This is a genomic window from Gellertiella sp. DMC107, assembly GCF_056313605.1.
The window spans coordinates 235,294-255,932 of the sequence record NZ_JBQUZZ010000002.1 but is presented as its reverse complement, the minus strand read 5'-3'; the positions used below and the strand labels follow the sequence as shown (position 1 = coordinate 255,932).

Genomic DNA, 20,639 nt, shown 5'->3' with positions numbered 1-20,639 from the left:
GCTTCCAGAACGAAAAGAGGGCCGGATCTCAGCGATCCCGCCCTTTTCTTCTTTTCCGCAAATCTTGATGCGCGCTGCCCCTTACTTGAAGGTCTCGGCAATCTGGATGCCGGCCGGTCCGAGGATGACGGCCATCAGGACGGGCAGGAAGAACACGATCATCGGCACGGTCAGCTTCGGCGGCAGGGCAGCGGCCTTCTTTTCCGCTTCGGCCATGCGGTCGTCACGGCTTTCCTGGGCGAGAACGCGTAGCGCCTGCGCGATCGGCGTTCCGTAACGCTCGGCCTGGATGAGGGCCTGCGTCACGCTCTTCACCATATCGAGCTGGGTTCGGTTGGCGAGATTTTCATAGGCCTGGCGCCGTTCCTGAAGGAAGGACAGCTCGGCTGTGGTCAGCACCATTTCTTCGGCCAGTTCCGGAGACTGCTCGACCATTTCCTCCGACACGCGCCGCATCGCGGCTTCGATGGAAATACCGGATTCCACGCAGATCAGGATCAGATCGAGCGCGTCCGGCCAGGCGCGCTTGATCGACAGCTGACGCTTCGACGCTGTGTTGGAGATGAACAGATTGGGCAGATAGAAGCCGAAATAGCCGACGACGACGACAACCAGCATGCGGATCATGAAGGTCTGGTTCGCCATCTTGCCGAGGCCGAAGATAAACAGCGCAGCGAAACCCAGGAACATGAAGGGCAGCAGAAAACGGGCGACCAGAAACATGTTGAGGGCGTTCTGCGAGCGATACCCTGCCGCCCGCAGCTTCTTCATCGTGTTTTCATCCGCCAGCGCCTTGCGGAGGTTGAACCGCTCGACGATGTTGCTGACCGACTGGTTCTTCTGACCGCGCAGGGATTGGCGACCGGCCGCCGCTTCCGCATTGGCGCGGGCGCGCTCGCGGGCACGGATCAGATCCCGTTCGGTCGAGACGGCCTTCATGCGCTTGTCGAGGTCACCCCGGGCAAAATAGGGGCCGACCAGGGTGTAAAGCGTCGCAAATACAGAGATGGCCACCAGAATGGCGAGCAAGACACCCGGATCTGTCAGGCGGGCTGCGAGTTCCTCGGACACGGCGGCTCTCCTCAGATCTCGAAGTTGATCATGTTACGCATGATGATGATACCGACGGACATCCAGATGCCGGAAAAGCCGATGATGAAATGCCCGCGCGGATCGGTGAACAGGATTTTGATGTAGTCCGGCGAAGTCAGATAGACGAGCAGCGCCACGATGAAGGGAAGCGAACCGATGATGGCCGCGGAGGCCTTCGCTTCCATGGAGACGGCTGCGATCTTCTGCTTCATCTTGCGGCGCTCGCGCAGAACCTTGGACAGATTGGCCAGGGCTTCGGAAAGGTTACCGCCGGCCTGCGACTGGATCGCGATCACGATGGTGAAAAAGTTGAGTTCCTGCATCGGAAAGGACTGGTACATGCGCGCAACGGCTTCGGGTATGCTGAGGCCCACCGCCTGGGCTTCGACGACCTTGCGGAACTCGCCCTTTACCGGCTCCTGCCCTTCCTGGGCGATCAGCTTCAGGGCATCGTTGAGCGGCAGGCCGGATTTGATGGAACGGACCATCACGTCGAGCGAATTGGGCAGTTCGTCCAGAAACTTGTTCTTGCGCCGCTTGATGACATAGCCGAGCACCCAGCGGGGCAGACCGAAGGCAAGGGCGAAGGCGATGCCGAGCCCGATCAGCAGCGATGCGCCCAACATCAGGGCCGCGAGAAACGAGCCGATCCCGACGCCGACGCTCATCAGATAGAACTGGGTGGGGGTTACCTTCAGACCTGCCTGGGTGATCCGGGCCTTGATGGTCAGGTTCTTCTTGCTGTTTTCCTGCTGGCGCTTTTCCAGTGCCTTCAGGTCTTCCTGGATGGATTTGCGGCGTTTGGCCAGATCCTGGACACGATCGCGCGCGGCCTTGACCTTGTTCTGGTCCGTCTCGGCGGACTTGACCCGGGCGACGCGGCCCTCGGTCTTTTTCTGCGTCTCGATGCGCGAGAAGAGAACGCCATAGGATACCGCCGCCGCCGAAATAGCAGCGAGGAGGACGATTGCGATGACGTTGATGTCCATTGCCGGCATATCCTCGTTTACTTCGACTTCTTCTCCAGATCCTCAAGGGCCTGGGCGAGACGGCGTTCTTCATTGTAGTAGCGGGCGCGATCCCAGAAGTGGGGTTTGCCGATACCGGTCGACACATGGCGGCCGATCAGCTTTCCACGCTCGTCTTCGCCATCGATCTCGTAGCGCATCAGATCCTGGGTGATGATCACGTCGCCTTCCATGCCCATCACTTCGCTGATGTGCGTGATGCGACGCGAGCCGTCGCGAAGGCGGGCCGCCTGGATGATGATGTCGACAGAGGTGGAGATGATCTCGCGGACCGTCTTGGCCGGCAGGGTATAGCCGCCCATGGCGATCATGGATTCCATACGGCTCAGGCACTCACGCGGAGTATTGGCGTGGATGGTGCCCATGGAACCGTCGTGACCGGTGTTCATGGCCTGCAGAAGATCGAACACTTCCGCGCCGCGCACTTCGCCGACGATGATGCGTTCCGGTCTCATACGAAGGCAGTTCTTGATGAGATCGCGCATGGTGATCTCGCCTTCGCCTTCGATGTTCGGCGGGCGGGTTTCGAGACGCACCACATGCGGCTGCTGGAGCTGGAGTTCCGCCGTATCCTCGCAGGTGATGACGCGTTCGTCGGTATCGATATAGCGCGTCAGGCAGTTCAGGAGCGTGGTCTTGCCCGAACCGGTACCGCCGGAAATGACCACATTGCATCGGACGCGGCCGATGATCTGGAGGATCGTCGCGCCTTCGGGCGTGATGGCGCCAAATTTCACCAGCTGATCGAGGGTCAGCTTGTCCTTCTTGAACTTACGAATGGTGAGCGCCGGGCCGTCAATGGCCAGCGGCGGCGCAATGACGTTGACGCGCGAACCGTCCGGAAGACGGGCGTCGCAGATGGGGCTCGATTCATCCACGCGGCGTCCCACCTGGGACACGATGCGCTGGCAGATGGACAGAAGCTGGGAATTGTCGCGGAAGCGGATTTCCGATTCAATCGTCTTGCCGCCCACTTCGATGAAGGTCTGGCCGGCGCCGTTCACCATGATGTCGGCGATGTCGTCCCGAGCGAGCAAAGGCTCCAGCGGACCGAAACCCAGGACGTCGTTGCAGATATCCTCGAGCAGTTCCTCCTGCTCGGAAATCGACATGGCGAAGTTCTTGATGGTGATGATATCGTTGACGATATCACGGATTTCTTCGCGCGCACTCTCCCCGTCCAACTTGGAGAGCTGCGACAGATCGATCGTGTCGATCAGGGCGGAAAAGACCTGCGCCTTGGTGTCGTAATAGCTTTCCGTGCGCTGCGGCTTCTTCTTCGGGCCGGGCGCCGGGGAAAGAGGCGGCGGCGAAACCGACTGGCGGCTGCCATCGTCCCGCACGGGCTCCTTCAGAACAGGGGCCGCCGAGGCGGACGGAACCGCGACTGGAGGCGGCGCAGCTGGAGTCGCCAGACCGCCCGACTTCCCAAATCCTTCTGAACCACGCTTCCCAAACATACCGTACCGTCCCGATTATATCGCTATTGCTTACTTGCGTTTCAGGAGCGACATCATGCGCCCCAGGCCGCCCTTCTTGCCCTTCTTGATGGTGGCGCGCCCCGTGAGGAGATGCGCCAGCTGGGAGAAGGTTTCAGCGGTCGGCGATTTTGCATCCAGTTCCGAAATCATGCGGCCGCTATTGGCCGCATTGCCGAACAGCGGAGCGTCGAAGGGAATGATGGCGACAGCCTCCATTTCCAGCGGTTCGCAGAATTCGGCAACGGCGATTTCCGGGCGCTTGGGCATGCCGACCTGATTGAGGATGAGATGCGGCGGCTTGTCGTTCGGCCGCAGCCGCTTCAGATTGTCGACCAGGTTCTTCGCATTGCGGAGGTTGGCCAGATCGGGGACGGCGGTGATCACCACTTCGTCCGCCTCTGCCAGCACCGCGCGGGTCCAGTCCGACCACATGTGCGGCACGTCGAGCACGGTCACGGGCACGCTTCTCTGCAGCACCTCGATCACCGGCTGGAAGGCCATCCGGTCGAAGTCATAGGGGCGGTCCAGCAGCGACGGCGCTGCCAGCAGGGAGAGATGCTCCGAGCACTTGGCGAGCAGACGGTCGAGGAAAACCTCGTCCAGTCGCTCGGGCGAGAAGACGGCTTCCGCCATGCCTTGCGCGGGGTCCTGGTCGAAATTGATGTTGGCCGTGCCGTAGGCGAGATCCAGGTCGGCCAGAATGACTTCCGTCGAGAACAGGGAAGAGATGCCGAATGCGCAATTATGGGCGATGGTGGACGAGCCCGTGCCACCCTTGGCACCGATGAAGGCCATGGAGCGCCCGAGCGGCTCCGCATCCGGATCGACGAAGATGGCGGAAATCGCCGCCATCACTTCGGCCATGCCGATCGGGGCCACGATATATTCCGAGATGCCATTGCGCATCAGCTCGCGATAGAGCGCAATATCGTTGTAACGGCCGACCAGCACGACCTTGGTGGAGGGATCGCACACTTCGGCCAGCGGTGCGAGCTCGTGCAGGATATGAGCCGGCTCCGTTGCGGTTTCCAGAATGAGCAGGTTCGGCGTCGGCGTGCTGGCGAACATGTTCGCCGCAGCGCCGATACCCCCGGCCGTGATCCGCAGGTTGACCTTTGCCATGCGGCGGTCCTGCTGCAGGCGCTCGACGACCGCCTGGGTTTCGGCGGTCTCGCAAAATGCGTGGATCGAAATGCGCGGGAGAGGCCTCAGCGCTTCCAGGTCGCTGTAAGACACGGGCTCGGCAGCCACTGGCTCGTCCAGGCCGTTGCCTTTGATCTCGTAGTCTATGGCGCTCATGGCTCAATCCTGTCGTGGTGCCGTTCAGGCGATATCAGTTGCTGGCGGTCGACTTGCCATCGCGGTAATTGCCGATGACGGTGGTACGGCGCTTCGCATCGATGGGCGTCATGATGCGCGGCGCGATGAGGTCGGTCGGATTGGCGATCTGTGCAGCCAGGTTCTGCTGGGTCGCGCAGCCGAAATTCTCCCAATTCCGGTTTTCGGAATCATGCAGGATGTCGCTCGGCCATTCGCCGCACGGTTCCGTGGTGGCCTTCACGGAATTGAAGGACATGCGCACCGGGGCAAGCCCGCCGTCCTGGGGCGCCTGATAGCTCATTTCGGCGATCCGCTGCGGGGGAATTCCCGACTGGATCGCCAGCTGGCGAAACTGTCTGCGCATCGATTGTGCGGCAGCGGCATTCACCGATCCCGACGGATATTGAATGGTCAGCACGCTCGACGACTGGCGCTTGGCTTCCGACAGGAACCCGCTGATCACATCCTGCGAGCCGATCGAGAGGCTGCGTTCGCCGGAGCCGACGGGAATGTCGATGGATTGCTGCACTTCGGCGAGCGAAATCGGATGACGGGTCCGGTAGTCATCCGGGATCGCGCCGGTCTTCAGGTCGTCCCGGGGTGTCCCGCAGGACTGCAGCACCATGGCCGCCAGCCCGATCGCCGAGAGGCGCACCAGCATAGACTTGCCCATGCCCATTCCTTTCCAAAGCCTGAGGGTCCGTTCCCTGCGTGTCTTTTTCGTCTGCATGACCGCTTCCCTCACTTGTAGATGTAGCCAATGGCGCCGTTGTACTGGCCTGCCGCTGCGGTGTCCTGACGGCGGCCGTAGACGCGGTTCACGCGGTCCATGAAGAAGGTCGCAGCGTCGCTCGCCGGATTGAAGTTGTCGTCCGGGCGGGCCAGCTCGTTGCGGGCGACCGGGCGGACGAGATAGGGGGTCGCGATGATGACCAGTTCGGTCTCGTTGCGCTGGAAGTCCTTCGAGCGGAACAGGGTGCCGAAAATCGGAAGCTTCGACAGGCCGGGGAAGCCGGACATGGCCTGACGGACTTCATCGCGGACAAGACCGGCGATGACGATGGAGCCGCCCGACGGCAGTTCGACGCTGGTCGAGGCCTCGCGCTTGCGGATGCCCATATAGGTAACGCCGGGGGCGAACTTGCCCTGCGCATAGGCGCCGGCGGAGGTGGTGGGCTTGGCGAAGGGATTGGCGACCGTATCGGAACCGGCCGAGGCGAAATTGCCTTCGAAGGTCGGCTCGGAGACATTGGTTTCGATTCGCAGGCTGATGCGGCCGGGGGACAGAACCACCGGGCGGAAATTGAGTTCGATCCCGTATTCCGTGGTTTCGGATTCGCGGCTCTGCTTGCCGTCGCTGAAGTCCTGCTTGCTGGCCATGCGGAACTCGCCGCCCACCTTGAACTTGGCCTGTTCGCCGGAAATGGCCGTGAGGCTCGGCTCGGCGAGCGTCCGCATGACGCCCGCCTGCTCCATGGCGTTCATGTAGGACATGACATCGAGCCCACCGAGGCTACCCGTCATGAAGTTGCGCGGCATCCAGTCAACCGATGCGCCGAGATTGGTCGGATTGCGGAAGGAAATCCCCCCACTCGAGCCACCGATGGCGCCACTGAAGCCGAGCTGCTTCAGAACCGAGCGAGACACTTCCGCGACCGTTACCTTCAGCGTGACCTGATCTTCGCCTTCGATCGTCAGCAGGTTCACGATCTGGGATTGCTGGCGGTCTTCGGCGAAGATGGCCACGCCGCTATTGGCGTTGCCGCCTGTCGCGGTCTGGTTTCGCGTGGTTGCTTCACCACCCTTCAAGAAAGCGGAGGTGAGGCGCTCGGCCTGGGCGGCATCCTGGGGCGTGCGTACGGTTCCCGTCAGCACGACGTTGTCCGAGATGATTTCGACCTTGATATCGGAACCGGGGATGAAGCGCCGCAGATTGTCCTGAAGACCGGCGATATCGCGCTCGATCTCCAGGTCGAGGCTGACGATTTCCTCGCCGTTCTGACCGAAAATGAAAATGTTGGTCTGGCCGACCGTTTTGCCGAACAGGTAAATGCGGCGCGATGTACGGGTCACGGCATCCGCCATCTGCGGATCCGATACCAGGATGTCGTGGGCATCGACCGGCAGATCGACGACGATGGCCTTGTTCAGGCCGATCTTCAGCCGCTTGTGGGCTCCCGGGCCGGCCTGGGCGATGCGCACGACCGTATCGGCTGCGGCCGCGGCTTGCGGCAGAAGGCCGGATCCGGGAACCATGGCTCCCGGCAGGCCCGAAAAGGCGAGGCAGAAAGACAAACCGCCAGCGAGCGTGGAGCGCATATTTTTCTTGAAAGACATCGTCCGGTCTCCGTTATTCCGCTGCAGGCAGGGTGGTGGTCTTCTGGATGTTGCCGGCCTTGATCACCTGGACGGCATTGGATCCGGACCCGGTGAGAAGATAGCCGGGCGCGCCCGTATCCGGCTCCTGGCTGTCGGCGACCGAGCGAAGGGCAAGCGACAGCCTCTGCGCCATCTGCTGGGCGACGGCAATCACCCGCGCCTGATCCGGCGTGAGTTCCAGCGTTGCGGTGGCGCCGACCACGGAACGGGTGTCGTCCTTCCGTTCCTCGATCTGCTGATCGATGGCGAGAACGCGAATGTTGGTCAGAACCGTCTCGGTGATGAAGTTGCCGTCATCGCCCTTGCGCACCATGATCACATCGACACGGTCATTGGGCAGGATGAAGCCGCCGGCGCCCGTTGCCACGCTGATTTCCGTGGAGACGGCCCGTTTGCCGGAGGGCAGCAGGGAGGACATGGTCGGACCGGACCCGTTTACCACCTTTTCCACGCGGACGGGCTCACCGGCAAACATGGGCAGACGAACGACGCTGCCCTTCAGCTCCTCGATGGCATTGGGACGTTGCGCATCCGTTATGGAGCCTGTCGCAATGGCGCCCTGCGGCCAGGCTTGCCAGGACATCGACCGGGGCTGCAACCGTGTTCCGGTCGGCAGATTGTCAGCCGCTACGAGAACATTGACCGTGGGCTCTTTCGCGGTCACGACCTTCTGCGGTTCCGGGGCGGGTCGGTTCGCCATCTGCATGGCGAGGAAACCGGCCAGACCCGCGGTCGCAACGGCAACACCGAGAATGATTATGCGAGCGGGCTTCATGTTTGTTCCTTGGGCGAAGCGGAATTCTTCGCCCCAGATGAACAGCAAACCCTTTAATTATAGTTAACAACCTGCTTACAAAGCTGGTTAATTATCAATTACCCCGAGAGGCCGAGCAGGTGGGCGGCCACGGGTGAACTGGGATAGGCGAGGAACCCTCCAACGGCGATGGCGATGCCATAGGGGATTTTCTTGGCCATCAGCACCGAGCCGGGCAGATCGATGCCCATGGCGTGGATGGCCTGCGCCTGGGAGCGCAAGACGACAATCGCGACGGTGAGCAGGCCGCCCAGAAAGGACACGTAGACGGCAAATTCGAGCAGGGACATATTGATGCCGAACCAGACCGCACAGGCGGTCAGCAACTTGGCATCGCCTCCCCCCATGACATTGGCGGCAAAGAGGGCGAGACAGACCGCAAAGACCAGAAGCCCGGCCATGAGGTGCAGACCGACATCGGTCAGCGGCAGACCGGCCATGTAGGCCGCCACCGGAAAGGCAGCCAGGACGGCGAGCGGAATCCGGTTCGGGATGGTCATCGAAAAGAGATCGGTAAAGGCCGCCATTGCCAGGCAGAAAGGAAATATGGCGCAAATCGCAGCAGCAACCACGGTGAAGGCTCCTCATGCTGTGGAAGCCCATAGTTTAAAAGCGAAAGATAAACATTCCCCAAATCCGTCCGAACAAACCCGATGGATTCTCCTTCCGCCGTCGCCCCGTCCCGCATAGCGCGCTTCGGGTCTTGAGCGCGACCTTTTCCGGTCCGGCATGCGGGTCACCGGCAGGCCGCGGTGACATGCCGGACGGGGCGATCGCTGCCCGCACGCCGGAGGATCGGCATTTTTCCGTGCGCCTGCGCCGCTTCGGCACCTCCCCCTTGGGGTGAAGGCAACCTCTTAAGCGTGTAAAATATACGTCATTTTCGTAATATATAATTTATACTTGCTTTATTGAATACAAAACTTCAGGATGTTTGGAGATTCTGGCGCCATGCTTTGCGGCCGATATGCGGGAAACGACAAAAGCCGCCTCCCGGGGGAAGCGGCTTCGTCGAGGCCATTGCTGGCCCGCTGAGACGCAGGCTATTAGCCGTTAGCGTTATCCAGCTTGGTGTTCAGGGTGTTGAAGGTCGTGCCGATCTGGCCGCCCAGCGAGGTTGCGCCGGCGATCAGCGCTACGGAGATGAGGGCTGCGATGAGGCCGTATTCGATGGCGGTCGCGCCGGATTCGTCCTTCAGGAAACGTGCAAAAAGCTTGGTCATGGGGGTCACTCCTACTCTACGTGTTGTTCAGCACTTCCGCCAACTGTTTCCGTTGATCGGATGACTGCAACTTAGTGGAGGCCTATTTCCATCGGCTTAAAGAAAAGGGTTATTCAAATCTAAATTCCTCAATGACCTTCGTATGGTAAAGCTTTTTATAAAAGCAGTCATAAAAGACAATGGAATTTCTAAAAAACTATAATCTTTACAAGGGTATCACCGGCTCGGGCGTTCGAGGAAAGGCGTTTCATCCTGGGATCACCGGTCCGGCGAGGCGGGGAAAACCGGGCCGGATTCCGGGCAATTGGCTGAATTTAAGCCTTCATTTACCATTCTTGGCCAAGATCAGACCGGGATCGCCCAGTCCGGGCATGTTCGAATGAAAGTGCCTCCGATGCATTTACCCATCTCCGCCCGCCTTCTTGCCGGCTTCATGGCTCTTTCGGCGCTTGCCGCGGCTTCTTTCGCCAAGGCCGAGGAAGCGGACGACTATCTGAAACTCTCGCTCGATCACGCGCGCGTGCTGAAACTGGACCGCCCGGTGGCGAAGGTGATCATCGGAAACGACCAGATTGCCGACGCAACGGTTGCCGATGCCAAGACAATCGTGCTGACGGGACGCAATTTCGGGACAACAAACCTCGTTCTTCTCGATGCGGACGGCAATGCCATCGTGGACGAGCGCCTGCTTGTGGCGCTGGACGAAGCGAAGACCGTCCGGGTCTACCGCCAGACGGACCGTTCGGTCATGTCCTGCGCCCCCAACTGCGAATCCAAAACCGTCGGCGGATCCAGCGCGGGAGCCTCTTCCTCAAGCGCCAGCGGCAGCTGAGGTGTTAAGACCGGGTGAACGGGAACGTCCCTGATTAAATCGAATCGTGAGGACGTCCTAAACTGTTTTTAAATACACTATTTATATGCTCGAAGCCTGGAGTACCGGGACGGATCGGAACGATGGACGGCTCAATAGACAGGACAGGTCATGATGGCGTGTCTCCAGAGGGGTGGAAAGCCCGCTGGAAGCACTTCTTGCGTTCCAGGGACGGGGCTGCGGCTATCGAATTCGCCATTCTTTCCTTGCCCTACTTTATGATCGTCATTGCGATTCTGGAAACCTTTCTCGCTTTCACCGGCGAGCAGGTCGTGGCCAATGCGACGGATACGCTGGGCAGAAAGCTCCGGACCGGGCGCATCACCTACAATCTGGGCCGGGCGACCGACATGACCCAGACGCAGTTCCGTAAGGCCTTCTGCGACGAGATTGCCGTTCTGATCCGCTGCTCCGGCAGCGAGGCGGCGACGCCCACGAAGCTTTACCTCGACGTACAGAACTTCGCGACCTTCTCGGCGATCCCCAAGACCATTCCGCGAGTCTCTTCGGACAAATTTGCCGATCTCGATACGAGCAAGTTTAAGTATACGCCGGGCGGCCCCGGCTCGATCAACATGCTGCGCGCCTATTACCGCTGGGAAATCATGACGGATCTGGTCCGCCCCTACCTGACCACCATCCGGCCGGCGGGCGGCGGCATGCCGCGTGACTTCCTGATTGTGTCGACGTCGACATTCCAGAACGAGCGGTATCCGTAATGGACGAATTGAACGTGACTCACTCGACTGTTTCGGCCGGTCGCGCAGGCTCCGGCAGGGCGTTCCGCGGCATTCTGATGCCGCTTGCCGGACTTGTCCGGCGGCTTCGAGGCGACCGGTCCGGCGCGGGTGCGGTGGAGTTCGCCATCCTGGCGCCCATTCTCCTGATGCTCTATATCAGCGCCTTCGAGATCACGGTGGGCATGAGCGTGGCCAAGCGGACAAGCCGTGCCGCCGGCACGATTGCCGACCTCGTGACCCAGCAGCCCGCGATGAACAAGGCTCTTCTCGCCACCATGATCGGCGTGGCGCAGAGTGTCTATGCGCCCTATACCCCGCAGAACATGAAGCTGAAGGTCTCCGCCATCAAGGTGGATGGCACAAAGATTGCGCGCATCAACTGGTCCTGGCAGCAGGACGGAACCCGGCCCTATGTGCCGAATGCGGTCGTGACCCTGCCGGCCGATCTGAACAATGCCAATTCGTTTCTGATCCATGCGGAACTGCAGATCGACCACCAGCTCGGTCTGTTCCTGGCCAATACCATGTCCTACGACACACGCACCGTGACCATCAAGCGTGACTTCTACTTCCGCCAGCGTGTGGGTGACGAAGTTCCCTGCTCCGAATGCTGAGGAGCGCCCGGCGGCGTTGATGCCGGGAATTGCCAATCCTTCTTTCCGCGGCTAGACCATGGATTCCTGCCAATCGCGGCAGGAGCGGGCCGGCAAGCCGGCTTTCAAGCGGGAACATTCCATGGCGCGTGCTTTTCTCTTCGTACTGGATTCCTTCGGCATCGGCGGTGCACCGGATGCCGACACCTATGGCGACAGGGGTGCCAACACGCTTGGCCATATTGCCGAGTTTTGTGCGGGCGGCGCCGGCGACCGGCGCGATCTTCGCGAAGGCCCCCTGAAACTGCCCAACATGTCCGCGCTTGGACTGCTGGAAGCGGCACGGCTGGCGACCGGTTCCTATCCGGCCGGCATGGCGCGACCCGAACGGGTCTTCGGCCTTCACGGGACCGCAAGCGAAATTTCCAGAGGCAAGGATACTCCCTCCGGCCATTGGGAGATTGCCGGAACCCCCGTGGAGTTCGACTGGGGCTATTTTCCCTCCGAAGGCGAAGCCTTCTCGCCGGACCTGGTGGAGGCGATTTGCCGGGAAGGCCAGGTTCCCGGCATTCTCGGCAATTGCCACGCCTCGGGCACCGAAATCATTGCCCGGCTTGGCGAGGAGCACATCCGGACCGGGAAGCCGATCTGTTACACTTCCTCCGACTCCGTCTTTCAGATTGCCGCTCACGAGCGGCATTTCGGGCTCGATCGCCTGCTTGCCCTGAGCCAGACCGTGCGCCGCCTGATCGATCCCCTGAATATCGGCCGGGTCATCGCGCGGCCGTTCATCGGCGAGTCCCCCGCCAGCTTCGAACGCACCGGCAACCGGCGCGATTATTCCGTGCCGCCGCCCGAGGGTACGCTGAACGACCGGGTCATCGCCTCGGGCCATCAGGTGCATGCCATCGGGAAGATCGGCGATATCTTCGCGCACAAGGGCATTTCGCGGGTGATCAAGGCCAACGGCAACCAGGCCATCATGGAGGCCACGCTGAAATCCATGGAAGAGGCGGGGCAAGGCGATCTGGTCTTCTCGAATTTCGTCGATTTCGACATGATCTATGGCCACCGTCGGGACGTGCCGGGCTATGCCGCGGCGCTTGAGGCTTTCGACCGTCGTCTCCCGGAAGTGCACCGGCGCATGCGCCCCGGGGATATCTGCCTCATTACCGCCGATCACGGATGCGACCCCACCTGGAGGGGAAGCGACCACACGCGGGAGCGCGTGCCCATCATGGCCTTCGGTCCCGGCATCCGCGCGCGCCTGATCGGCGTCCGTTCGACATTTTCCGATATTGCCGAAACCCTGGCCCAGCATCTCGGCCTTCCCGGCGGCACCCATGGAAGGAGCTTCCTGTGACCCGATCCCTCAAGAAAGTGGAATTGCACTGCCATCTGGAAGGTGCGGCACCGCCCGCTCTCGTGGTGGATCAAGCGCGGAAATATAACATAGCCACCGATGCTTTCCTGAAGGACGGCGCTTACGTCTGGAAGGACTTCGCAGAATTCATAGCCTGCTATGATAAAGTTGCCTCCGTCTTCCGGACGGAAGAGGATTACGCCCTCCTGACGGAGACCTACCTGCGGGAACTGGGGGGCGTGAACACCATCTACAGCGAGCTCTTCGTGTCCCCGGATCATGGCGACCGGATCGGGCTCGGGGCCGACGGCTATTTTGCCGGGATCAGCGAGGGTGTACGTCGTGCAAAGGCGGCCACCGGCATCGAATGCCGGCTGGTGGTCGTCGGTGAGCGCCATTTCGGTCCCGACAGCGTGAAGGCCGCGGCCGCCTATGCAGCCCGCTCCGACAATCCGCTGGTCACGGGCTTCAACATGGCCGGCGAGGAACGGATGGGGCGGGTTGCCGATTACGCCGCGGCGTTCGACATCGCGCGGGAGGCCGGCCTCGGACTGACGATCCATGCCGGCGAGGTTTGCGGCGCCTTCAGCGTGGCCGATGCGCTGGATCTCGTACGCCCGTCGCGCATCGGGCATGGCGTGCGCGCCATCGAAGATCCGGCACTGGTCTCCCGTCTGGCCGATCTGGGCACGGTTCTGGAAGTCTGCCCCGGCTCGAACATCGCTCTCAAGGTCTTCCCCGACTTCCGGTCGCATCCGCTGCGTGCGCTCAAGGAAGCGGGTGTCCGGGTCACGATCAGCTCGGACGATCCGCCCTTCTTCCACACCTCGCTGGCGCGCGAATACGAGATCGCGGAAACCGAATTCGGCTTTACCCACGCCGATATCGACGGCATGACACGCACGGCCCTCGAAGCCGCCTTCGTCGACGACGCCACCCGCAGCCGGCTGCTTGCGCTGGTTTGACGCTGGTTTGAGCCCGTTTCGGCAGGCTGCTGGGGAGATCCTGCGGCAAAATTCGGCTGTACTCTTGCGAGTCTCCGCTTTTCCGTGGAAGAAAAAGTCATGGAAAAAATACGACCGAAGGCAGGACAACATGGACGGCGTCACCGTTATCAATCATCCGCTCGTGCAGCACAAACTCACGATCATGCGCCGCAAGGAAACCTCCACGGCCAGCTTCCGCCGACTTCTCCGTGAAATCTCCACCCTGCTCTGCTACGAAGTCACCCGCGACCTCGAGCTGACGATGGAGTCCATCGATACTCCCCTCGAAACCGTGGAAATGCCCATCCTCGAAGGCAAGAAGCTGGTCTTCGCCTCCATCCTGCGCGCCGGCAACGGCCTGCTGGAAGGCATGCTGGATCTCGTGCCCTCCGCACGCGTGTCCCATATCGGCGTCTATCGTGATCACGAGACGCTGCAGCCGGTAGAATATTACTTCAAGGCGCCGGAAAGCCTGTCGGAACGTCTGGTCATCGTGGTGGACCCGATGCTGGCGACGGGGAATTCCTCCATAGCCGCCATCGACAAGCTGAAGGAAAGAGGGGCGAAGAACATCCGTTTCCTCTGCCTGCTGGCGGCGCCCGAGGGTATCCGGAATTTCCGCTCGGCGCATCCCGATGTGCCCGTTTTCACGGCCTCCATCGATCGCCATCTGAATGAGAAGGGCTATATCGTCCCGGGTCTCGGCGATGCGGGTGACCGCATGTACGGCACAAAGTAACCAGACACCGAGCTTTAACCAAGGCAAGACAAAGGGCTGTGGAACCGCCGCGTTTCCACGGCCTTTACTTTGACTGTTAGCAAGATTTTGAAGCGCCTTTCCTATGCTTTCCGAAAACAAAGAAGAAGGAATGCTTCAATGATGGTGCGCAACCTGTTTCTTGTCGTGGTCGGTGCCGTCGCCATGTCGCAGGTGCCCAAGCTGATGGTTGTCCCATCCGCACCGGTGGCAGAGGTGCAGGCTGCGAAGCTGCAAGCCCCTGCGCCGGTCATTCCGGGGAGCTATTCCATTTCGGCCAATGCCGCCGGTCATTTTGTCGATGCGTTCCGTCTCAACGGGCGCACGGTCGAGGGCGTGGTCGATACGGGGGCAACCTTCGTCGCCATGAACGAATCCACCGCCCGCGAGCTCGGATTTACCGGCAACGGTCTCGACTTCCGTTATGCCGTCAACACCGCCAACGGGCCCGCCCAGGCGGCCCATGTGGTGCTGGACAGAGTGGAAATCGGATCGCTCCGCACCCAGTCCGTCGAAGCCTTCGTCCTCAAGGACGACGCACTCGATGGCACCCTGATCGGGATGAGCTTCCTGCGAAAGCTCAAATCCTTCAGCGTGGAAGACGGAAAGATGATGCTGCGCCAGTAGGGCTCAGACCCGCGAGAGAACGACGGGGGCTTGCGGCGGGGCGTCAGCCTCGATGCGAAACAGCAATGCCGCCTCTGCTGCCATGCTCGATGCCAGGTCGCGGTCGGCGGCATGAAGAAGCGCAAGAGGTTCGCCTTTTTCCACCTTCGTTCCGAGCGGGCGGATCTGCGAAAAACCCGTCCGATGATCGATGGCATCCGAGGGCTTCAGGCGCCCGCCACCGAGCTTGATGACGGCCATGCCGAGCGCGCGTGTCTCGCAACCCGCCAGGACGCCGCTTGCCGGTGCCGGAACCGGTACGGTGACCGGCGCCTGCGCCAGATGCTGTTCCGGCCGTTCAGCCAGATCGGCAGGACCGCCCAGCATGTGCACCATGCGGGAAAATTGCTCCATGGCGCGCCCGGAGGACAGAGCGTCGGCCGCCATGGTTGCGGCCGCGTGCCGATCGGCGGCAAGGCCCGCTGACACCAGCATTTCCGCGGCGAAGGCAAGAACCACCGCCTCAAGCCGTGTTCCGCCCTTGCGGCCCGCAAGAAAATCGAGGGCATTGCGGATCTCGACCGCATTGCCCGCCGCATCGGCGAGTGGCTGGTTCATGTCGGTGAGCAGGGCCGTGGTGCGCACGCCCGCACCATTCGCCACCTCGACAAGCGAGCGGGCGAGCTCTTCCGCCCGGGCGATGTCCTGCATGAAGGAGCCATTGCCCACCTTCACATCCAGCACCAGGCTTTCGAGCCCGGCGGCAAGCTTCTTGGACAGGATGGAAGCCGTGATCAGCGGAACGCTGTCCACGGTCGCCGTCACATCCCGAACTGCATAGAGCTGCTTGTCGGCCGGCGCCAGGGCCGCGGTCTGGCCGATGATGGCGCAGCCCGCCTCGCGAACGGTTTTCCGGAAGAGCGCCTCGTCCGGCATGATCGTGTAGCCAGGGATGGATTCGAGCTTGTCCAGCGTGCCACCCGTGTGACCCAGGCCCCGGCCCGAAATCATGGGAACGGCAAGGCCGCACGCCGCCGCAATCGGTGCCAGCATCAGGGAGACATTGTCGCCAACGCCGCCGGTGGAGTGCTTGTCGGCAATCGGCCGGCCGATATCCGCCCAGGAAAGCACGTCGCCGCTGTCACGCATGGCCAGCGTCAGCGCGATGGTCTCGTCCCGGCTCATGCCCCGGAACCAGACCGCCATGGCAAAGGCGCCAATCTGGCCTTCGGACAGTTCGCCCCGCCCGAGGCGGCCGATGAATTCTGCGATCTCGCCGGGATCGAGCGTCTCCCCGTTGCGCTTCCTGAGGATGGTCTCCTGCGGCAGCATGTCAGTAGCCCGGGCCGCCGGACGCGGAAGAACCGCCTTCAAGAACCCGCAGGATATCGTCCAACAGGCCGGACGCACCGAAGCGGAAGTTTTGCGCCACCGCCCAGCCATCTCCCATCTTCCCGTCGGCAAGCGCCAGATAACGGCCTGCGACCGGAACCGAGCCGATGCCGCCGGAGGGCTTCAGGCCCACGGGCTTGCCGCTGGCGCTGATGGCATCGAGCATGATGCCGGCGGCCTCTTCCGTTGCATTGCCGGATGTCTTGCCGGTGGAGGTCTTGATGAAATCGGCGCCCGCCGCAATGGCAAGATCGCTCGCCTTGCGGATCAGCGCTGGCTCTACGATCTCCCCGGTCTCCAGAATGACCTTGAGGCGAGCCGGCGCCGGGATTGCGGCCTTCACGGCCGATACCATGGCCGAGACAGCCGCGTCATCGCCCTTGATGAATCCCTTGTAGGGAATGACCAGATCGATTTCGTCGGCCCCGTCGGCCAGCGCCTGGCGGGTTTCCTGAACCGTGGCTTCGACCGTGCCATCGCCGGAGGGGAAATTGACCACGGTGGCAATCTTCACCGGCGATGCAGACCCCAGAAGCGCCCGAGCCTGCGCCACGAAGCGCGGCCAGATGCAGATGGCGGCGACCGGGCCCTGTGGCGTCACGGCCTTTTTCACCAGCGCCTCGATCTGCTCCGGCGTGCAGTCTTCCTTGAGATTGGTGAGATCGAGGACGGAAAGGGCGCGCCGCGCTGCCGTGACATTATCCATTGTCTTGTCCTTCATGGGCGAGCATGTCCTTCAGGATCGCAGCCAGCCGCTTGCCCCCGATGGGAGCCATTTCTTTCGTTTCCGCATGGGTAATTTCATCGCCGGTCATGCCCGCGCCGAAATTCGTGACGACGGAGGCGGCTGCGACCCGGAGGCCCAGAAAGCGCGCGATGATGACTTCCGGGACGGTCGACATGCCGACCGCATCCGCGCCCAGGATACGCGACATGAGAATTTCTGCCGGCGTTTCGAAGCTTGGGCCCGAGAACCACATGTAGACACCCTTGTGAAGGGGGGTGCCCGTGCGGGCGGCGGCGGCGTGGAGTGCTGCGGCAAGGTCCGGATCATAGGCGGACGTCATCCCGGTGAAGCGACCGTCGCTCTCCTCGCCGATCAGCGGATTTTCGCCGGAGAAGTTGATGTGGTCGGTGATCTGCATCACCGAACCCGGCGGCATGTCCTCGCGCACCGAGCCTGCCGCATTGGTAAGTATCAGGATTTCGATGCCGAGCGCCTTCAGCACTTCGAGCGGCAGGCGCATGGCTGCCGCATTGCCCTTTTCATAATAATGGATGCGGCCCGACATCATCAGCACGGGAACGCCCGCAATGGTGCCGCCCACGAATTCGCCCGCATGGCCGGAAACGGCGCTTTGGGGGAAGCCGGGCAGATCGCCGTAGGGAATTCGCACCGGACTATCCAGCGCCTCCACCAGCGAGCCGAGGCCCGAGCCCAGGATCACCGCATGACGCGGCTTCAGGCCGCCCAGGCGACCTTCGAGAATATCGAGAATGGTCTTCATCCGAGCAGGTCCGTTTCGAAGCTGCCGGGCAGCATCTGTTCGAGCGTCAGGGTCTTCTTCACGCCCACCTCGTCGCACAGGTAGATGGGCGTCGACTTGTCGGCAAATTCGGCGATCTTCTGCCGGCAACCGCCGCAAGGCGGGCAAAGCGGCAGCTTTTCCGCAATGACGGCCATTTCCACAATGCGCTTGCCGCCGCCCATGATCATGCAGCCAATGGCGGTGGGTTCCGCACACCAGCCCTGCGGGAAGGACAGATTCTCGATATTGGCGCCGGTGTAGATCTTGCCGTCATCGGCACGGATCGCCGCGCCAACGGGGAATTTCGAATAGGGCGCATGGGAGAAGGCCATGGCGGCCTTCGCGGCTTCGAAGAGATCGTGCGACATGGATCAACGCTCCTTCGTATAGGGCACGCCGCCGGCCTTCGGCGGATGGGCGACGCCGATGAAGCCTGCGAGCAGGATACAGGTCAACACATAGGGCAGTGCCTGGAAAATCTGTACCGGCACTTCGCCGATGCCGAGCACCGACTTGCCCTGCATGAAGTTGGCAAAGGCATCGAGGAACCCGAAAAGCAGGCAGGCAAACATGACCGGCACCGGCTTCCACTTGGCGAAGATAAGCGCGGCCAGCGCAATATAGCCCTTGCCGGCCGACATGTCCTTGATGAAGGCGGCCGACTGGGCAATCGCCAGATAGGTCCCCGAGAAACCGCAGAGGATGCCCGCGCAGATGACGGCGCGGTAACGCAGCCAGGTGACGGAAATGCCCGCCGTATCCACCGCACCGGGATTTTCGCCGACAGCGCGCAGACGCAGGCCGAAGCGGGTGCGATACAGGATCCACCAGGAGATCGGCACTGCGGCAAAGGCCATATAGGTCAGGATGTTGTGACCGGAGATCACATCAGCATAGAACTTGCCGAGATAGCCACTGTCGCGAAGCTCTGCCGCATAGGGAAACTTGATCTCGCCGAAGCGACCGGAGGCGGTGAGCTGGGGCGTGCGTCCCCCCTGGCCGAACCAGGCCTGGCCCAGCACGATGGTGAGGCCCGCCGCGACGAAATTGATCGCGACGCCCGAGACGATCTGGTTGCCGCGATTGGTGATGGAGGCAAAACCGTGCACCAGCGACAGAACGACGGAAATGGCAATCCCCGCGAGAAGCCCCATCCAGGCATTGCCCGTCAGGTAGGCGATGCAGGCTGCCGCAAAAGCCGAAGACAGCATTTTTCCTTCCAGCCCGATGTCGAAAACACCGGACCGCTCGGAAAACAGCCCGGCAAGCGCAGTGAAGATCAGCGGGATCGACAGGCGAATGGTGGAGCCAAGGATGGAAATGAAGATATCGATATAATCCATGATGGTCTCCTCACGCCTTGACGAAGGACTGGTAGATCCGCACCAGTGTCGGCCGGAACATGTATTCAAGCGCGCCGGCGAACAGGATCACCAGACCCTGGATCACGACGATCATGTCCCTTGTGATGTTCGGCATGTCGAAGGAGAGTTCGCCCCCGCCCTGATAGAGCACGCCGAACAGCAGCGCGGCGAGCACGATGCCGAGCGGATGGTTGCGACCCATCAGCGAAACCGCGATGCCGACGAAGCCGGCGCCGCCGACGAATTCCACCTGCAGGCGCGCCGAGGCGCCCATGACGGGGTTCAGCGCCATCATGCCCGCAAGCCCGCCCGAAATCAGCATGGTGATGATGACGGTGCGCGCATAGGGGATGCCCGCATAGCTGGCTGCCGAGGGGCTGATGCCGAGGGTGCGCATTTCATAGCCGAACTTGGTGCGCCAGATCAGGAACCAGACGGCCACGCACATGACGAGCGCGACGATGAAGGAGAAATTGAAGGGTGCTGCGCCGAGCTTCAGCCCGAACATGGCCATCAGCCAGTCGAGCTTCGGCAGTTGCCCGCCTTCGAGGAAGGTGCGGGTTTCGGGTGCCATCTTGCCCGGTACGATCAGCACGTTGACGAGCAGGTACACCATCAGCGCCGCGCCGATGAAATTGAACATGATCGTGGTGATGACGATATGGCTGCCGCGATAGGCCTGAAGCCAGGCCGGAATGAAAGCCCAGGCGGCCCCGAAGACAGCAGCGCCCAGCACGGCGAAGGGCATGGTCAGATACCAGGGCAGGTAATTGTCCAGCGCCAGCGCCACGAGGGCCGCACCGAGACCGCCGAGATAGGCCTGGCCTTCCGAGCCGATGTTGAACAGGCCCGCATGAATGGCCACCGCCACCGAAAGACCGGTGAAGATGAAGTTCGTGGCATAGAACAGGGTGAAGCCGATGCCTTCGCCGCGCCCGAGCGCACCGACCAGCAGAAGCTGCAGGGCCTCGAACGGATTTTCGCCGATCAGCCAGACGACAAGCCCGGAAATGAAGAAAGCCACCACCAGATTGAGAAGCGGCATGAGGCCGTAGGTGATCCAGTTGGGAAGCGGAACGGATGCAGTGCTCATCGGGGCCT

22 protein-coding genes are annotated in these 20,639 nt (G+C 61.7%); 7 read left to right on the top strand and 15 right to left on the bottom strand.

From position 1 onward, the window contains the following. Positions 1 to 81: 81 nt before the first annotated feature. From ACT54B_RS06670 to ACT54B_RS06630, 9 genes are all read right to left on the bottom strand, one after another. Positions 82 to 1,071 carry a type II secretion system F family protein gene (locus tag ACT54B_RS06670; protein WP_476043786.1) on the bottom strand — a complete coding sequence of 330 codons (990 nt, stop codon included), beginning with the start codon at positions 1,069 to 1,071 and terminating at the stop codon, positions 82 to 84. A gap of 11 nt (positions 1,072 to 1,082) precedes the next feature. Further along, complete coding sequence (locus tag ACT54B_RS06665; protein ID WP_476043785.1) at positions 1,083 to 2,090, bottom strand: type II secretion system F family protein; 1,008 nt, start codon at positions 2,088 to 2,090, stop codon at positions 1,083 to 1,085. A gap of 8 nt (positions 2,091 to 2,098) precedes the next feature. After that, positions 2,099 to 3,580, bottom strand: a complete 1,482-nt coding sequence (locus ACT54B_RS06660) for a CpaF family protein (protein WP_476043783.1) — start codon at positions 3,578 to 3,580, stop codon at positions 2,099 to 2,101. Positions 3,581 to 3,610: 30 nt separating this feature from the next. Beyond that, positions 3,611 to 4,900, bottom strand: coding sequence for a CpaE/TadZ family protein (locus ACT54B_RS06655; RefSeq protein WP_476043782.1), 1,290 nt, complete (start codon positions 4,898 to 4,900; stop codon positions 3,611 to 3,613). Positions 4,901 to 4,934: 34 nt separating this feature from the next. Then, positions 4,935 to 5,594: a CpaD family pilus assembly protein gene (locus tag ACT54B_RS06650; protein ID WP_476043780.1), complete on the bottom strand. Its 660-nt coding sequence runs from the start codon at positions 5,592 to 5,594 to the stop codon at positions 4,935 to 4,937. Positions 5,595 to 5,662: 68 nt separating this feature from the next. Then, complete coding sequence (locus ACT54B_RS06645; RefSeq protein WP_476043778.1) at positions 5,663 to 7,258, bottom strand: type II and III secretion system protein family protein; 1,596 nt, start codon at positions 7,256 to 7,258, stop codon at positions 5,663 to 5,665. Positions 7,259 to 7,271: 13 nt separating this feature from the next. Continuing rightward, a complete protein-coding gene (cpaB, locus tag ACT54B_RS06640) occupies positions 7,272 to 8,075 on the bottom strand; it encodes a Flp pilus assembly protein CpaB (RefSeq protein WP_476043776.1) in 804 nt (267 codons plus the stop codon). Positions 8,076 to 8,173: 98 nt separating this feature from the next. After that, the gene (locus tag ACT54B_RS06635) at positions 8,174 to 8,686 is read right to left on the bottom strand and encodes an A24 family peptidase (protein ID WP_476043775.1); all 513 of its coding nucleotides are present in this window, start codon (positions 8,684 to 8,686) and stop codon (positions 8,174 to 8,176) included. A gap of 474 nt (positions 8,687 to 9,160) precedes the next feature. Continuing rightward, on the bottom strand, positions 9,161 to 9,337 hold the full coding sequence (locus tag ACT54B_RS06630) for a Flp family type IVb pilin (RefSeq protein WP_476043774.1): 177 nt from the start codon (positions 9,335 to 9,337) through the stop codon (positions 9,161 to 9,163). Positions 9,338 to 9,731: 394 nt separating this feature from the next. On the opposite strand from ACT54B_RS06630, the gene ACT54B_RS06625 reads away from it, so the two are divergent. From ACT54B_RS06625 to ACT54B_RS06595, 7 genes are all read left to right on the top strand, one after another. Then, positions 9,732 to 10,169, top strand: coding sequence for a pilus assembly protein N-terminal domain-containing protein (locus ACT54B_RS06625; RefSeq protein WP_476043772.1), 438 nt, complete (start codon positions 9,732 to 9,734; stop codon positions 10,167 to 10,169). 122 nt (positions 10,170 to 10,291) lie between these two features. Next, a complete protein-coding gene (locus ACT54B_RS06620) occupies positions 10,292 to 10,927 on the top strand; it encodes a TadE/TadG family type IV pilus assembly protein (protein ID WP_476043770.1) in 636 nt (211 codons plus the stop codon). A gap of 14 nt (positions 10,928 to 10,941) precedes the next feature. Continuing rightward, the gene (locus ACT54B_RS06615) at positions 10,942 to 11,562 is read left to right on the top strand and encodes a TadE/TadG family type IV pilus assembly protein (RefSeq protein ID WP_476043768.1); all 621 of its coding nucleotides are present in this window, start codon (positions 10,942 to 10,944) and stop codon (positions 11,560 to 11,562) included. A 121-nt stretch (positions 11,563 to 11,683) separates the two neighbouring features. Continuing rightward, the gene (locus ACT54B_RS06610; protein WP_476043766.1) at positions 11,684 to 12,904 is read left to right on the top strand and encodes a phosphopentomutase; all 1,221 of its coding nucleotides are present in this window, start codon (positions 11,684 to 11,686) and stop codon (positions 12,902 to 12,904) included. Beyond that, entirely contained in the window at positions 12,901 to 13,869 is a 969-nt protein-coding gene (locus ACT54B_RS06605) for an adenosine deaminase (protein WP_476043764.1), read from the top strand. Before ACT54B_RS06610 ends, ACT54B_RS06605 begins: the two co-directional genes overlap by 4 nt. A 130-nt stretch (positions 13,870 to 13,999) precedes the next feature. Continuing rightward, on the top strand, positions 14,000 to 14,629 hold the full coding sequence (upp, locus tag ACT54B_RS06600) for a uracil phosphoribosyltransferase (RefSeq protein WP_476043762.1): 630 nt from the start codon (positions 14,000 to 14,002) through the stop codon (positions 14,627 to 14,629). Between the two features lie 138 nt (positions 14,630 to 14,767). After that, a complete protein-coding gene (locus ACT54B_RS06595) occupies positions 14,768 to 15,274 on the top strand; it encodes a TIGR02281 family clan AA aspartic protease (protein ID WP_476043760.1) in 507 nt (168 codons plus the stop codon). Positions 15,275 to 15,277: 3 nt separating this feature from the next. On the opposite strand, the gene deoA is transcribed toward ACT54B_RS06595, so the two are convergent. The 6 genes from deoA to ACT54B_RS06565 are packed head-to-tail and all read right to left on the bottom strand — an operon-like array spanning position 15,278 to position 20,631. Next, positions 15,278 to 16,585 carry a thymidine phosphorylase gene (deoA, locus tag ACT54B_RS06590; RefSeq protein ID WP_476043758.1) on the bottom strand — a complete coding sequence of 436 codons (1,308 nt, stop codon included), beginning with the start codon at positions 16,583 to 16,585 and terminating at the stop codon, positions 15,278 to 15,280. A gap of 1 nt (position 16,586) precedes the next feature. Then, positions 16,587 to 17,366 (bottom strand): deoxyribose-phosphate aldolase, encoded by a 780-nt coding sequence (gene deoC / locus ACT54B_RS06585; RefSeq protein ID WP_476043756.1) that lies wholly within the window; start codon positions 17,364 to 17,366, stop codon positions 16,587 to 16,589. Continuing rightward, entirely contained in the window at positions 17,344 to 18,153 is an 810-nt protein-coding gene (locus tag ACT54B_RS06580; RefSeq protein ID WP_476043755.1) for a purine-nucleoside phosphorylase, read from the bottom strand. The genes deoC and ACT54B_RS06580 overlap by 23 nt, the downstream gene beginning before the upstream one ends. Further along, a complete protein-coding gene (locus tag ACT54B_RS06575) occupies positions 18,150 to 18,542 on the bottom strand; it encodes a cytidine deaminase (RefSeq protein WP_476043753.1) in 393 nt (130 codons plus the stop codon). The genes ACT54B_RS06580 and ACT54B_RS06575 overlap by 4 nt, the downstream gene beginning before the upstream one ends. A 3-nt stretch (positions 18,543 to 18,545) precedes the next feature. Then, positions 18,546 to 19,517, bottom strand: coding sequence for an ABC transporter permease (locus tag ACT54B_RS06570; protein WP_476043752.1), 972 nt, complete (start codon positions 19,515 to 19,517; stop codon positions 18,546 to 18,548). A 10-nt stretch (positions 19,518 to 19,527) separates the two neighbouring features. Next, entirely contained in the window at positions 19,528 to 20,631 is a 1,104-nt protein-coding gene (locus ACT54B_RS06565) for an ABC transporter permease (protein WP_476043751.1), read from the bottom strand. Positions 20,632 to 20,639 lie beyond the last annotated feature (8 nt).

Bases quoted from the DNA above. Each gene is read 5' to 3' on its own strand.
- ACT54B_RS06665 (WP_476043785.1), bottom strand. From the start codon at position 2,090: ATGCCGGCAATGGACATCAACGTCATCGCAATCGTCCTCCTCGCTGCT.
- ACT54B_RS06660 (WP_476043783.1), bottom strand. From the start codon at position 3,580: ATGTTTGGGAAGCGTGGTTCAGAAGGATTTGGGAAGTCGGGCGGTCTG.
- ACT54B_RS06655 (WP_476043782.1), bottom strand. From the start codon at position 4,900: ATGAGCGCCATAGACTACGAGATCAAAGGCAACGGCCTGGACGAGCCA.
- ACT54B_RS06650 (WP_476043780.1), bottom strand. From the start codon at position 5,594: ATGGGCAAGTCTATGCTGGTGCGCCTCTCGGCGATCGGGCTGGCGGCC.
- ACT54B_RS06645 (WP_476043778.1), bottom strand. From the start codon at position 7,258: ATGTCTTTCAAGAAAAATATGCGCTCCACGCTCGCTGGCGGTTTGTCT.
- cpaB (WP_476043776.1), bottom strand. From the start codon at position 8,075: ATGAAGCCCGCTCGCATAATCATTCTCGGTGTTGCCGTTGCGACCGCG.
- ACT54B_RS06630 (WP_476043774.1), bottom strand. From the start codon at position 9,337: ATGACCAAGCTTTTTGCACGTTTCCTGAAGGACGAATCCGGCGCGACC.
- ACT54B_RS06625 (WP_476043772.1), top strand. From the start codon at position 9,732: ATGCATTTACCCATCTCCGCCCGCCTTCTTGCCGGCTTCATGGCTCTT.
- ACT54B_RS06620 (WP_476043770.1), top strand. From the start codon at position 10,292: ATGGACGGCTCAATAGACAGGACAGGTCATGATGGCGTGTCTCCAGAG.
- ACT54B_RS06610 (WP_476043766.1), top strand. From the start codon at position 11,684: ATGGCGCGTGCTTTTCTCTTCGTACTGGATTCCTTCGGCATCGGCGGT.
- upp (WP_476043762.1), top strand. From the start codon at position 14,000: ATGGACGGCGTCACCGTTATCAATCATCCGCTCGTGCAGCACAAACTC.
- ACT54B_RS06595 (WP_476043760.1), top strand. From the start codon at position 14,768: ATGATGGTGCGCAACCTGTTTCTTGTCGTGGTCGGTGCCGTCGCCATG.
- deoA (WP_476043758.1), bottom strand. From the start codon at position 16,585: ATGCTGCCGCAGGAGACCATCCTCAGGAAGCGCAACGGGGAGACGCTC.
- deoC (WP_476043756.1), bottom strand. From the start codon at position 17,366: ATGAAGGACAAGACAATGGATAATGTCACGGCAGCGCGGCGCGCCCTT.
- ACT54B_RS06580 (WP_476043755.1), bottom strand. From the start codon at position 18,153: ATGAAGACCATTCTCGATATTCTCGAAGGTCGCCTGGGCGGCCTGAAG.
- ACT54B_RS06575 (WP_476043753.1), bottom strand. From the start codon at position 18,542: ATGTCGCACGATCTCTTCGAAGCCGCGAAGGCCGCCATGGCCTTCTCC.
- ACT54B_RS06570 (WP_476043752.1), bottom strand. From the start codon at position 19,517: ATGGATTATATCGATATCTTCATTTCCATCCTTGGCTCCACCATTCGC.
- ACT54B_RS06565 (WP_476043751.1), bottom strand. From the start codon at position 20,631: ATGAGCACTGCATCCGTTCCGCTTCCCAACTGGATCACCTACGGCCTC.